Source organism: Rhodococcus sp. NPDC127593 (assembly GCF_042671975.1).
GTDB lineage: Bacteria > Actinomycetota > Actinomycetes > Mycobacteriales > Mycobacteriaceae > Rhodococcus_F.
Genome location: NZ_JBHXWI010000030.1, coordinates 43,104 through 55,482 on the forward strand (window position 1 = coordinate 43,104; position 12,379 = coordinate 55,482).

The 12,379-nt window shown below is 65.9% G+C and carries 11 protein-coding genes and 1 pseudogene; 9 read left to right on the forward strand and 3 right to left on the reverse strand.

The window, feature by feature from the left end:
* Positions 1-199 precede the first annotated feature (199 nt).
* The 8 genes and pseudogenes from ACFVJ3_RS26665 (at position 200) to ACFVJ3_RS26700 (ending at position 7,335) form a co-directional block, all read left to right on the forward strand.
* Positions 200-1,309, forward strand: a complete 1,110-nt coding sequence (locus ACFVJ3_RS26665; protein ID WP_378454912.1) for an alpha/beta fold hydrolase — start codon at positions 200-202, stop codon at positions 1,307-1,309.
* 29 nt (positions 1,310-1,338) lie between these two features.
* Positions 1,339-1,551: a hypothetical protein gene (locus ACFVJ3_RS26670; RefSeq protein ID WP_378454913.1), complete on the forward strand. Its 213-nt coding sequence runs from the start codon at positions 1,339-1,341 to the stop codon at positions 1,549-1,551.
* Positions 1,552-1,609: 58 nt separating this feature from the next.
* Complete coding sequence (locus ACFVJ3_RS26675; protein WP_378454914.1) at positions 1,610-1,825, forward strand: hypothetical protein; 216 nt, start codon at positions 1,610-1,612, stop codon at positions 1,823-1,825.
* 15 nt (positions 1,826-1,840) lie between these two features.
* Positions 1,841-2,632, forward strand: a complete 792-nt coding sequence (locus tag ACFVJ3_RS26680; protein ID WP_378454915.1) for a carboxymuconolactone decarboxylase family protein — start codon at positions 1,841-1,843, stop codon at positions 2,630-2,632.
* Positions 2,633-2,660: 28 nt separating this feature from the next.
* A complete protein-coding gene (locus tag ACFVJ3_RS26685) occupies positions 2,661-3,275 on the forward strand; it encodes a (2Fe-2S)-binding protein (protein WP_378454916.1) in 615 nt (204 codons plus the stop codon).
* Between the two features lie 4 nt (positions 3,276-3,279).
* Positions 3,280-4,257, forward strand: a complete 978-nt coding sequence (locus ACFVJ3_RS26690) for an FAD binding domain-containing protein (protein ID WP_378454917.1) — start codon at positions 3,280-3,282, stop codon at positions 4,255-4,257.
* Positions 4,254-6,401 (forward strand): xanthine dehydrogenase family protein molybdopterin-binding subunit, encoded by a 2,148-nt coding sequence (locus tag ACFVJ3_RS26695; protein WP_378454918.1) that lies wholly within the window; start codon positions 4,254-4,256, stop codon positions 6,399-6,401. The genes ACFVJ3_RS26690 and ACFVJ3_RS26695 overlap by 4 nt, the downstream gene beginning before the upstream one ends.
* A 48-nt stretch (positions 6,402-6,449) precedes the next feature.
* Positions 6,450-7,335, forward strand: a pseudogene (locus tag ACFVJ3_RS26700) (XdhC family protein).
* Between the two features lie 72 nt (positions 7,336-7,407).
* Here the strand turns inward: ACFVJ3_RS26700 and ACFVJ3_RS26705 are convergent.
* The 3 genes from ACFVJ3_RS26705 to ACFVJ3_RS26715 form a co-directional block, all read right to left on the reverse strand.
* On the reverse strand, positions 7,408-8,607 hold the full coding sequence (locus tag ACFVJ3_RS26705; protein ID WP_378454919.1) for an acetyl-CoA C-acyltransferase: 1,200 nt from the start codon (positions 8,605-8,607) through the stop codon (positions 7,408-7,410).
* Between the two features lie 73 nt (positions 8,608-8,680).
* Complete coding sequence (locus ACFVJ3_RS26710) at positions 8,681-9,430, reverse strand: N-acyl homoserine lactonase family protein (RefSeq protein WP_378454920.1); 750 nt, start codon at positions 9,428-9,430, stop codon at positions 8,681-8,683.
* 22 nt (positions 9,431-9,452) lie between these two features.
* Positions 9,453-10,748 carry an MFS transporter gene (locus tag ACFVJ3_RS26715; RefSeq protein ID WP_378454921.1) on the reverse strand — a complete coding sequence of 432 codons (1,296 nt, stop codon included), beginning with the start codon at positions 10,746-10,748 and terminating at the stop codon, positions 9,453-9,455.
* A gap of 598 nt (positions 10,749-11,346) precedes the next feature.
* Here ACFVJ3_RS26715 and ACFVJ3_RS26720 point away from each other — a divergent pair.
* Positions 11,347-12,363 (forward strand): MBL fold metallo-hydrolase, encoded by a 1,017-nt coding sequence (locus tag ACFVJ3_RS26720; RefSeq protein WP_378454922.1) that lies wholly within the window; start codon positions 11,347-11,349, stop codon positions 12,361-12,363.
* The last annotated feature ends 16 nt before the right edge of the window (positions 12,364-12,379 follow it).

Consider the following 12,379-nt stretch of genomic DNA (forward strand, 5'->3'; position numbering starts at 1 on the left):
TTGGTGTGACACACCTCCCCGGGTTGCGGGACAGGGATTCGGGATGTCCTCCGCGAGATCTGATCTCGCTCCCAGCGGCCCCGTTGATCGCAGTCCCCGGGAACGTTGGAAATCTCGCCGGCACGCAGCACCGGGACAGCATCGACCATCCGACCGCCAATATTTCACAGAACACGCTCTAGTCGGGAGAAAAAACGATATGCACACCACAACGATCGGCACGCGGACACGGATGGCCGCCCTCGCAGTGGCCGTCGCCGCTGCGCTCACCGCTTGCAGCTCCGGCGAGAGTGGAAGTGACTCACCTGCGACCGGACTCACCATCGCCGAGCAGGGCAGCTTCACCGTCGGCGGCACCATGACAACCGCGCCCGGCCAGTTCGATCCTCGTCGTCCCGCCGATCCGCAGGGACAGACCTATCACGGCGACCACGCCTACGCCTACTACCAGGTGCCCCAAGACACCCGGAACCTGCCTATCGTGATGCTGCACGGTGCCGGCCAGTCCGCCAAGACCTGGGAGACCACCGCCGACGGCCGGGAAGGTTTCCAAAACCTGTTCCTGCGCAAACAGTTCTCCACTTATCTCGTCGACCAGCCGCGGCGCGGTGACGCGGGCCGCGGCATTGTCGGCACCACCGTCACCCCGACCCCGGACGAGCAACTGTGGTTCAACCAGTTCCGCCTCGGGACCTGGCCGGACATGTTCCCCGGGGTGCAGTTCCCGAGCGACCCCGCAGCCCTGGACCAGTTCTACCGTTCGATGACACCCAACACCGGTCCCTTCGACGCCGGGGTCATCTCCGACAGCCTGTCAGCCCTGTTCGACAGGATCGGCGAGGGGATCCTCTTCACCCACTCCCAAGGTGGCGGGCCCGGCTGGCAAACCGCCATGAAGAATCCCGACGTGAAGGGTATCGTCGCGTTCGAGCCGGGCAGCGGATTTGTCTTCCCCGAAGGGGAAGCACCACAACCGATCCCGAACGGTTTCGACACTCTCAGCCCGGAAACCGTTCCGATGGACCAGTTCACCGCGCTGACGAAGATTCCGATCGTCATCTACTACGGCGACAACATCCCCAGCGAGCCCACCGATCAGCCGAATCAGGACAGCTGGCGGGCCCGGCTCGAGATGGCACGGCTGTGGGCCGATGCAGTCAACCGCCACGGCGGCGACGCCACCGTCGTCCACCTGCCCGAGATCGGCATCACCGGCAATACCCACTTCCCGTTCTCCGACCTCAACAACACCCAAATCGCCGACGAAGTCTCGAAGTTCCTCGCCGACAAGCAACTCGACGGCAAGTAGCCGAACTCCCCTTTGTGAAAGGCGATATCGTGCGTTTGTCCTCCAAGGCCGCCCTGCTGTCGACGTCAGCCGTGCTGGGCGCCGTGATCATCGCGGCGCCCGCCCACGCCGGAAGCCCTCAGATCGGCGTCTCCCCCGAGATTTCTCGGCCTGCGGCTCCCGGTTCGCCGGAGAATTTCACCGGTCAGGTGCAGAGCAGGTCACTGTTCGGCGCGACCGATCACCGAAGCCTCGGGCGGTGAGGTCGGTTTCGAGCCGCACGCCCGGACCGCCTGGCATACCCATCCCGCAGGTCAGACGTTGATCGTGACCGAGGGTACCGGGTGGGTGCAGGAATGGGGCGGCCCCAAGCAGGTGATGACGGTTGGCGACGTGGTGACGATTCCGCCGGACGTCAAGCACTGGCACGGGGCGACCGCCGTGGACGCTTTGACGCATATCGCCGTCGCCGAGGCAGTCGACGGCAGCCGTGTCACCTGGATGGAGCAAGTCGGCCCCGAACAGTACTACCTCTGAGAGAAGCAACTTCTGATGAAACTGTCCAGATGGTTCGCAGTCCCGGGAACGATCGTGTCGCTGTCGGTGCTGGCCACCGCATGCTCGGAGAACAACCCCGCGTCCTCGCCTTCGCCCGCGGCGAAGGTGGAGTCTGTCGATTCGGTCTCCCCGGCGCTGCAACGCTACGGCGACGAAGTCCTCGAAGACCAGCTGTGGCAGCGGACCGAGCTGTCCGCCCGCGACCGCAGCATCGTGACCCTCGCTGCCCTGATCGCCCGAAACCAGAGCGTGGAACTTCCCTTCTACCTCGATCGAGCGCTCGCCAACGGCGTCACCCCGACCGAGGTATCGGAGATCATCACCCACCTGGCCTTCTACTCGGGCTGGCCTAACGCGATGAGTGCCGTCGAAGCCGCCAAACCCGTCTTCGATGCCCGCGGTATCGACGCCGCGCAGCTGCCGGACGTCTCACCTCAACTCCTGCCGGTCGACCAGGAGTGGGAGACCGCACGCCGCAACCGGGTCGACGGCGATTTCGGCCAGGCGGCACCCGGCGTGCTCGGGTTCACCACGGACGTGCTGTTCCAGGATGTGTGGCTGCGCCCCGGTCTGGCGCCCCGCGACCGCAGCCTGGTCACGGTCAGCGCGCTCGTCGCGACCGGTCTCACCGGGCAGATCCGCTCGCACCTGACCCGCGCGATGGACAGCGGCCTCACACAGGCCCAGGCCTCCGAGGTGCTCACCCAGGTCGCGTTCTACGCCGGCTGGCCGTATGTGTTCACCGCGATGCCGGTCTTCAAAGAGATTTTCGAAGCCCGCCGGTGAGTTGTCCCGAATCGAGGAGGTAACGCCTATGAGCGCGCTGGACGGTAGCAACGCCCCCTGGCGGAAGGAAATCAATCGCAGGACCTTCGTCGGATCCTCGCTGGCGGTCGGTGGCGCCGTAGTGGCGGCACCGCTGCTGGCCGCCTGCGGTGACTCCGAGAACGGGGCGAGCGAGGCACAGACATCGGTCGTGCGGATGCGGATCAACGGCGAAGAACGCGAACTGACCGTCGACAACCGCACGTCGCTGCTGGACATGCTGCGTGAGCGCGCCGAGCTGACCGGTACGAAAAAGGGCTGCGATCAGGGTGCGTGCGGTGCCTGCACCATCCTCGTCGGTGGGCAGCGCGTCAACTCCTGTCTGACGTTGGCTGTGATGCACGACGGCGCCGAGATCACCACCATCGAGGGAGTCGCGGACGGCGACCGGCTGCATCCGTTGCAGCAGGCGTTCATCGACGAAGACGCCTTCCAGTGCGGCGCCTGCACCCCGGGCCAGATCATGTCCGGCCTCGGCTGCATACGCGAGGGCCGCACCGGATCACCGGCCGAGATCCGGGAATGGATGAGCGGCAACATCTGCCGCTGCGGGGCCTACACCAACATCGCGGCCGCTATCGGCACCGCCGCCAAGGAGAGCTGAACGCATGTTCCCCTTCCGATTCAGCAAGGCTTCCGACGAGCAAGCCGCGCTCAGCGCCGCCGCGTCGGGCGCACGCTACGTCGCCGGCGGCACCACCCTGGTCGACCTCATGCGCGAAACCGTCGAGCGACCCGAGGCGGTCGTCGACATCAACGCGCTGCCCTACCGCGACATCGATGTGCAACCCGGCCGGTTGCGTGTGGGTTCGCTGGTGCGGATGGCGGAGATCGCCGCGCATCCCGGAGTGCGCGAACAGTTCCCGATAATCGTGCAGGCTCTGGAACTGAGTGCGTCAGCTCAGCTGCGCAACAGCGCCTCCATCGGCGGCAATCTCCTGCAACGGACCCGGTGCCTGTATTTCCGCGACGTCACCGCGGCCTGCAACCGCCGCACACCGGGCGCGGGGTGCGCGGCGATCGGGGGCCGCAACCGCACCCATGCGATCCTGGGCACCAGCGACAGCTGTGCCGCCACCCACGCCTCGGATGTCGCAGTGGCTCTGACCGCCCTCGACGCGACCGTCATCGCGCGAGACAGCAATGGGGAACGCCGAATTCCCCTCAGCGAGTTCTATCTTCGGCCGGGTACGAAGCCGAACCGCGAGAATACGCTGCGCCCGGGCGAACTGATCACCGCCGTCGAGGTCACTGTCGGTCCGGAAGCACGCCGGTCCGGCTACCTCAAGGTCCGCGACCGTGAATCCTACGAATTCGCACTGACCTCGGCGGCGGTTGCCCTCGACATCGCCGGCGGCAGGATCCGCACCGCGCGGGTTGCCGTCGGTGGGGTCGGTACCGTGCCGTGGCGGCTGCCGTCGGTGGAGCGCGCTGTCATCGGGCAGGCGCCGAGCGCCGAACTGTGGCGCACCGCGGCCGCCACCGCAGCCGACGGCGCGCAACCATTGTCGGAGAACGGTTTCAAAGTCGAATTGATCAAGCGGACCGTCGAACGTCAGCTCTCGACCATCGGAGCACTGCCATGACCCTCGCGAGCGGCCGGCCCATCTCCCGCGTCGACGGACCACTCAAGGTCACCGGCAAGGCCACGTACACCGCCGACAATATCGAACCCGGGCTGGTCTACGCCGTACTCGTGGACAGCACGGTCGCGCGCGGCACGGTCGACTCCATAGATACCACTGCTGCACAACAGCATTCCGGCGTTCTGGAGGTGATCACCGACTTCACCGGCGTCACGCTGCCGTTCGACCCGAAGCAGGTGCGCTCCCACGGACAGCCGATCGCAGTGGTCCTCGCCTCCACATCGGAAGCCGCGATCCACGGCGCAAGGTTGGTCACCGCGCGCTACACCGAGGCACCGCAGATCACCGACATGCACGACCCCGCGGCGCCGGCCGAACCCAACACTCGCACCCCCGACTACAGCCGAGGCGACCCTGAAGGCGCCCTCGCGTCGGCGGCAGTGGTCAGCGATCTGCATTACGACATTGCGCGCAACAATCACAACCCCATCGAATTGCCCGCGACCGTCGCCCGGTGGGACGGCGATCGGCTCACCGTGCGCGACAAGGTGCAGGGCGTGCCGCAGTCGCAGGCGAGCTTGGCCAAGGCCTTCGGCATCCCGGTCGAGAATGTGCGGGTGATCTGCCCGTTCGTCGGTGGCGCGTTCGGCAACGCGCTCAAGGTGTGGCCACATGAACTCATCACGTGTTTCGCCGCACGCAAACTTGCTCGCCCTGTCAAGCTGGTCCTGACCCGCAAACAGCTCTACAGCGTGGTCGGGTTCCGCCCGGCCAGCAGCCAGCGCCTGGCCGTCGGCGCCGACCGGGCGGGAACAATCACCTCGATCATCCACGAGGTGTCCATCGAGACCTCGCGCTACGACCAGTATCTGGAAGCCAACGCGCCGTACGCGCGGTTCATGTACAACTCTCCCAACATGCGCTCCACCGCGCGCCTGGTGCCGCTCGACATCAACCCGGCCGCACCCATGCGGGGACCGGGCACCGTCACCGGCGCGTACTCCATGGAGTGCGCGATGGACGACCTGGCGCACCGGCTCGGCATGGATCCCATCGACTTGCGGTTGCGCAACGAACCGGTGGTCGACCAGTCCGAAGGACTGCCCTTCTCCACCCGGCGGGTCACCGAGTGCTTTCGCCGCGGCGCCGACGTCTTCGGCTGGTCGCGTCGCAATCAGGTGCCCGGAGTCACGCGCGAGGGCAACCTCCTGATCGGATACGGCACCGCGGCTGCGGCCTATCACACACTGACCGCCGACTCCTCCGCGGTGGCTCGGGCCAACGCCGACGGCACCTTCGAGGTCCGCAGCGCCACCATCGACATGGGGCCGGGTACGTACACGTCCATGACCCAGGTGGCCGCCGACGCACTGGGCGTGCCGATGTCACGGGTGCGATTCGCGCTCGGCGACAGCACCTTCCCTCCCGCGCCCCTGCACGGTGGCTCGATGACGATGGCCAGCGTCGGGTCGGCCGTGCACATCGCGGGAAACATGCTGCGTGACAGATTTATTCGAACCTCTGTCGTCGATCCCGGTTCCCCGCTGAACGGTCTGCGCCCGGACCAGGTCGGTGTCGCCGACGGCCGCATGTTCCAGACCGATGACCAGGCCCGCGGCGAGACGTACCAGGACCTGTTGCGGCGCCGCGGCTGGAACAGCCTGGATTCCCAACAGGACTGGGATGCCGGCGACGCCGCCGAACGGTACTCGATGTGGGCCTACGGTGCGGTGTTCGCCGAGGTCGCCGTCGACGAACTGCTCGGCACGGTTCGGGTCCGGCGCATGCACGCCTGCTACGACTCCGGGCGGATCATCAACCCGAAACTCGCCCATAGCCAAGCCATCGGCGGCATGGTCGGCGGGATCGGGATGGCGTTGCTGGAAGGCACGCACCTCGACTACCGCGACGGCAAGATCGTCAACGCCAACCTGGCCGACTACCTGGTCCCCGTCAACGCCGACATCACCGCCCTCGACGCGGAATTCGTGCCCGCCGAGGACATGATCGCCGACCCGCTCGGAGTGAAGGGGCTCGCTGAGGTGGTGATCGTCGGCGTGCCCGCAGCAGTTGCGAACGCAGTGTTCAACGCGACCGGAAAACGGGTGACCAGCCTTCCCATCACCCTGGACACCCTGTTGTGACGGCTCATCGGCGGGGAGGTCCGCACGCGTGAAGTGCTGGCGTATGTGATGGTGGTCTGGCGGGCAGGCGGCACGGCGGGTGTCGCCACCGTGGTGCGGACTCTGAGGTCGGCGCCACGGCTGCCGGGCGCCACGATGACCGTGGCCCCGGACGGCGTGGTCGCAGGATCTGTGTCGGGAGGCTGCGTCGAGGCGGCGTCGCAGTGCACCTTTCCTCAGCTTCAGACTGTGGCCGACAACCTTGCCGCTCACCGACCGACCGCGGTGGCAACCATCATCGCCCACCCCGACGACAACCGGGTGGGGGCCAGGCTGGTGATCGAGAACGACACGGTCGCCGGCACGCTCGGATCGGCGCGCACTGACGCTGCGGTGCGCGACGACGCGCGTGGCCTGCTCGCTGTCGGCCGCAGCACCGTGTTCTCTTACGGGCCGGAGGGAGAGCGACAAGGCGACGGGATGGAGATCTTCGTCGCCAGCCATGCGCCGCCGCCGCGGATGCTGATCTTCGGTGCGGTCGACTTCGCCGCCGCCCTGGCACAGCAAGGATCGCTGCTGGGATATCGAGTCACCGTGTGTCGATGCCCGCCCGGTCTTCGCGACTCCCGCCCGGTTCCCCGCCGCCGACGAAGTCGTCGTGGAGTGGCCCCACCGCTACCTCGCGGCCCAAGCCGATGACGGTGCGATCGATGCCACCAAGGTGATCTGTGTGCTCACCCATGACCCGAGGTTCGATGTTCCGGTCCTCGACATCGCGTTGCGGCTGCGCAGTCCGATCGGTTTGGATCTGGGCGCACGCACACCCGAGGAGACGGCGGTATCGATCGTGGCCGAGGTCGTCGCGTCACGGTGGGGCGGTGCCGGTCGTCCGTTGGCCGAGACCGGCGTGCGCATACATCGCGACGTTTCCGATGCCGTCGCCATCACCCGTTGAAGTCGGCCCTCTGCGCACCCCGAGATGATCGGCGCACGCTTCTTATGGATTCCCCAATGGTGTTCATGCGGTTCAGATTTCGAATAGCCCAGCGGCGCCCATGCCGCCGCCGATGCACATGGTGACCACGACGTATCGGGCCCCGCGGCGACGCCCTTCGAGTAGTGCGTGTCCGACGAGGCGGGCGCCGCTCATGCCGTAGGGGTGGCCGATGGAGATGGCGCCGCCGTTGACGTTGTAGCGATCGGGGTCGATGCCGAGGTGGTCGCGGCAGTACACCGCCTGGGAGGCGAAGGCCTCGTTGAGTTCCCACAGGTCGATGTCGTCGATCTTCAGGTCGTGTTGGCGGAGCAGTTTCGGGATGGCGTGGACGGGGCCGATGCCCATCTCGTCCGGGTGGCTGCCCGCGACGGCCATCCCTCGGTAGGTGCCGAGGACATCGAGGCCGCGGCGGGCCGCCTCCCGGCCTTCCATGAGCACGGCGGCCGAGGCGCCGTCGGAGAGCTGGGAGGCGTTGCCTGCCGTGACGCTGGCATTCTCGGTGACGTGCCCGTCCTCGAGGACGGTGCGCAGCCCGGCGAGTCCGGCGAGATCGGTCTGTGGGCGGTTGCCTTCGTCCTGGGTCACGGTGACCGTCTCGCCGCCGGCCTCCCCGGTGGAGCGGTCGGTGACCGCCTTGGTGGTGGTGAGGGGAACGATCTCGGCATCGAACAGCCCCGCCTGCTGAGCGGCGGCGGTGCGTTGCTGGGACAGAAGTGCGAAGGCGTCCTGGCGATCGCGGGAGACGCCGTAGCGTTCGGCGACGATCTCGGCCGTCTCGAGCATCGGCATGTACGTCTGCGGCAGGTTCTCCACCAGCCACGGGTCGCGGGCCCGGTAACGGTTCGCGTGATCATTCTGCACCAGCGAGATGGATTCGACGCCGCCGCCGACCGTGACGGTCATGCCGTCGGCAATGATCTGTTTCGCGGCGGTGGCGATTGCCATCAGCCCGGATGCGCACTGGCGGTCGATGGTCATACCCGGCACGGTGACCGGCAGCGATGCGCGCAGCGACGCCTGGCGGGCGATGTTGAGCCCGGAGGCGCCTTCTTGCATGGCGCAGCCGAGGACGACGTCGTCGATCTCGGCGGGGTCGATCGAGGCCCGCTCGACCGCGGCGGTGATCGCGTGGGCGGCGAGGCGCTGCGGCTGGGTGTTGTTGAAGGCGCCGCGGTAGGCCTTTCCGATCGGGGTTCGTGCCGTGGAGACGACGACGGCTTCTCGTGTCACTGGGTTCCTTCCGGAGCGAGGCGATGATGTTCAGCAGGGAGCCGGGGTTCGGCGCCCTCGCGAATCGGCGGGATCACTTGAAAATCGACCGTTCGAGGACACGGAAGTCATGGCTCGGGATGACCTCGCAGTCAAGGGCTTCGATCTTCAGCAGACTCTCGTGATAGGCGACGAGATCGGTGAAGAGTCCGACGGGAATGTGGTCGGCTTCGGCGTCGCCCTCCCAGTTGTCGTACAGGTAGACGCAGTCGCCGGCGATGAGGTAACGGGTGGTGTCTGCCTCGACGAGAACTCCCTGCGAGCCCGGAGTGTGCCCTGGCAACGCGACCAAAGAGATTCCCGGAGCCAACTCGGTGTCACCGTCGACGGGAACGATCTTGTCCTCGGCTCGCTGCCAGGCGGGGTCCATATCTGGCAGTGCTTCGAATTGCCGACAGTGCCAGGGCACGGGCTGTCGGGCGAAGTCGAGTTCACGTTGCTGGACAACGACGCGTGCGTTGGGAAACAGATGGTTGTTCGAGCTGTGATCCCAATGCAGGTGTGTGTTGACGACGAGGCGCACGTCGTCCGGATCGATCCCGGCGGACCGCAGCGCCACCTCCGGTCGTTCCTCGACAGTTTGTTCCATCTTGATGCGGTGGGTGTCCCAGGCTCGGCTGAGGTCGGCCCCGGTGTCGACGACCACGGGCGCTTCCCCGCCTTCGATCACGAACATGATGAGCGGGAGGTCCATGGTGTCGCCCCATCCCCGCAGATAGGTGAACGAGGGCTTCGGGAGGCCGAATACTCGGCCGACAGAGAATGCTCTGATCGTCAGGCTCATGGGACCACTCCGATGTAATTGTCTAGTTGTTTTCAGCTCGTGCGAATCCGATGTCGGGAGGGAGTTCGTCCAGTGCCCTGCTGCGGGTCTCTCGAAGGACGAACGTGCACACAAGTCCCACCAGGCAGTAGCCCGCCAGGAAGATCCCGAAGACAAAGCCGCCGTGACTACCGATGATGCTTGCTGCTACCAGCGGGGGGATACCACCCCCCAGGATGGCGGCGAGGCTGTAGGCGAGACCGGCGGCGGTGAAGCGGTAGCGCGTGTGGAACAGCTCGGAGAGGAAGGACCCGCAGACTCCCCAGCCGTGGCCGGCGATGAGGAAGCTCACGGTGATGCCGATCCAGAACGCGACTGGTGACTCGGTGTCGAGCAGGGGGAAGAGGACCAGCGCCCAGGGTATGCCAATCATGTTGACGATCAGCAGAACAGGTCGGCGGCCCATTCTGTCGGACAGGATCGCACCCGAGATCATGGCCAGCCCGTTCACCACGTTCCCGAAGATCCCGGCCGCGAGCACGCCGTGCTGACTCAGGTGCAGCGTAGCGGTCCCGTAATTGATCAGATACGCAATCCCGATGTAGCCGAAGGCAAACGACGACACGAGCGCCCCGGCGCCGAGGAGGATCTCCCTCCATTGGTTGGCCAAGGCGTCCTTGAACGGGAGACTGCTTCGCCCGCGCCGCTTGACCTCGTTCGCGAAGATCGGGCTCTCCTCGAGCTTGAACCGGGCGTAGAGGCCGACCGTGACGAGAACGATGCTGAGGAGGAACGGAACACGCCAGCCCCAGGCGATGAATGCCTCGTTGCTCATGAAGAGGCCGGTCACGAAAAAGGTCGACAGCGCGAGGATGTTGGCCACGGCTCCGCCGAGGTTGGTGAACATCGACCAGAAGCCGCGGCGGTCGCTGGGAGCGTTCTCGGACGTGAACAGTGCAGCGCCTGCCCATTCACCGCCCGCGGCCAACCCTTGGGCTATGCGGAGCACGATGAGCAGGATCGGTGCGACGACCCCTGCGGTCGCTGCGGTGGGCAGCAGACCGATGATGACCGTGGCGGTACCCATCAGGCACATCGTGGAGATGAGCGTCCGCTTACGGCCGAGACGATCCCCGAAGTGTCCGAACAGGATGCTGCCGAACGGACGAGCTACGAACGCCACGCCGAGAGTTGCGAATGCCACGACCGTTCCGGCGTAGGATCCCAGGGCCGGAAAGAAGGCATGGGCGAACACCAAAGCAGCTGCTGTACCGAAGATGCCGAAGTCGTAGAACTCGATGACGGTCCCCATGAAGCTGGCGAACGCCACCTTCGGCATCTTGTTCGTCTTTGCCGTGGAAGAATCGGCGGGCTCTGTCGGGCGCTCGGCAACTGGAGAGTCCTGCCTCGGAGGGGGGAGGTAGTCGGTCAAAGCAGGTGCTCCTCAATGCCTTTGAATTAGAGAGCGCTGCGGACGGTTGCGCTCCGTGGCGCGTGAAGCGGCCGGAACACATTCGTACGTATATACGGACTTTTGGCTCCATTTGTGAACCAGGAATGTATCCCGCCTCACAGTCCTCGTCAATAGCGACTTGGCTCATCGGGCCATGAAACCCCCACGCGACCGCCACGGCGGTGTCACCCATCGAGTTCAGCCGGGGGCGATGATCCGCGTGAGTCTTGCTCTTCCAGGTAACAGCAGTACCTCCCTCCTGTTGACCCGCACGCCTACCGTGGACGTCGTGACAGGCATGGCGTAGCGTCGGCACCACTCGCCCAGTGTCGTTGCCCTGGGGCGGTTTCCAGTCGCCATCTTGTTGCGCGCACCATCACTCGTTAATCACCATCGGAGAGGTCATCGTCACTATGGTCCGGCGAACACAGTCGAATAATCTTCTACCACTCGTAAGTTCACTCACCGAGCGGAATATCGTCCGATGAGCGCTTCCGGCGCCTCAGGATTTTCGTTGATCGCTCCCGGACTTTGGCAGATCGCCATGCCGTTTCCGAGTCCGTTGCGCCATTCCTTCGCCTACCTGCTGCAGTCGGATCGCGGTTATGTTGCAGTCGATCTGGGGTGGGACAGCGACGGGGGCTGGAAGGCGTTCACCGATGGACTCGACCGCGCGGGTGGAACGCTGGACGACCTGACAGGTGTGGTGGTGACTCACGGCCATCCCGACCACTACGGTCTGGCAGCACGAGTCCACCGGTCTACCGGGGCGTGGATCGCGCTTCACCCTGCCGAGTACCCCCAGATAGCGCGCACTACCGCGGACCGTCGCCGGCGCCTCGCCGAGATCACGTCGTGGCTCGATCGTGTGGGAGTGCCTCCCAACAGGTCCGCCGATCTCCTCGCCGACCGTAACCAGCTCATGCTCGACATGTCGTCGCAGTTGCCAGACCTCGAACTTGTCGACGGAGCCACGGTCCCTGACACCGACGGCCAACTTCTTGCGGTGCACACACCCGGACACACACCAGGTCACATGGTGTTTCACGATCGCGGCCGGAACATTATCTTCACCGGCGACCACCTGCTGCCCCGCGTGTCGGCCAACATCTCACAGCGCCCGACGTCAGGAGAGGACCCCCTCGGCGACTACCGTGCCTCACTCACGAGGTTAGGACCATTCGGCGACGCCGTGGCCGCGCCCGGGCACGAGTGGACCTTCACCGACGTCGATCGACGAGTACGCGACGTGGAAGTGCACCACCTCGCGCGGTTGGACGAAATCTGGGATGCGGTCGCTGATGGTCACCGCACGGCCTGGGATGTCGCGAATGCGGTGAAGTGGGCGCGCCCATTCGATTCGCTGAATCCGCGCGGCGCCCGCGCGGCTCTGGGCGAGACCATGTCCCACCTTGTGCGACTGGAATGCGAGGCGCGGGTGGAAAGGCAGGAAGGCAGTCCGCTGGTCTGGTTGCCGATCGCCGGTCGGACTTCTTCCTGAACTGCGGCAGCACTGT

Excerpts from the sequence above, each read along its gene's own strand:
- ACFVJ3_RS26665 (WP_378454912.1), top strand. The coding sequence starts at position 200 with ATGCACACCACAACGATCGGCACGCGGACACGGATGGCCGCCCTCGCA.
- ACFVJ3_RS26680 (WP_378454915.1), top strand. The coding sequence starts at position 1,841 with ATGAAACTGTCCAGATGGTTCGCAGTCCCGGGAACGATCGTGTCGCTG.
- ACFVJ3_RS26685 (WP_378454916.1), top strand. The coding sequence starts at position 2,661 with ATGAGCGCGCTGGACGGTAGCAACGCCCCCTGGCGGAAGGAAATCAAT.
- ACFVJ3_RS26690 (WP_378454917.1), top strand. The coding sequence starts at position 3,280 with ATGTTCCCCTTCCGATTCAGCAAGGCTTCCGACGAGCAAGCCGCGCTC.
- ACFVJ3_RS26695 (WP_378454918.1), top strand. The coding sequence starts at position 4,254 with ATGACCCTCGCGAGCGGCCGGCCCATCTCCCGCGTCGACGGACCACTC.
- ACFVJ3_RS26710 (WP_378454920.1), bottom strand. The coding sequence starts at position 9,430 with ATGAGCCTGACGATCAGAGCATTCTCTGTCGGCCGAGTATTCGGCCTC.
- ACFVJ3_RS26715 (WP_378454921.1), bottom strand. The coding sequence starts at position 10,748 with ATGCCGAAGGTGGCGTTCGCCAGCTTCATGGGGACCGTCATCGAGTTC.
- ACFVJ3_RS26720 (WP_378454922.1), top strand. The coding sequence starts at position 11,347 with ATGAGCGCTTCCGGCGCCTCAGGATTTTCGTTGATCGCTCCCGGACTT.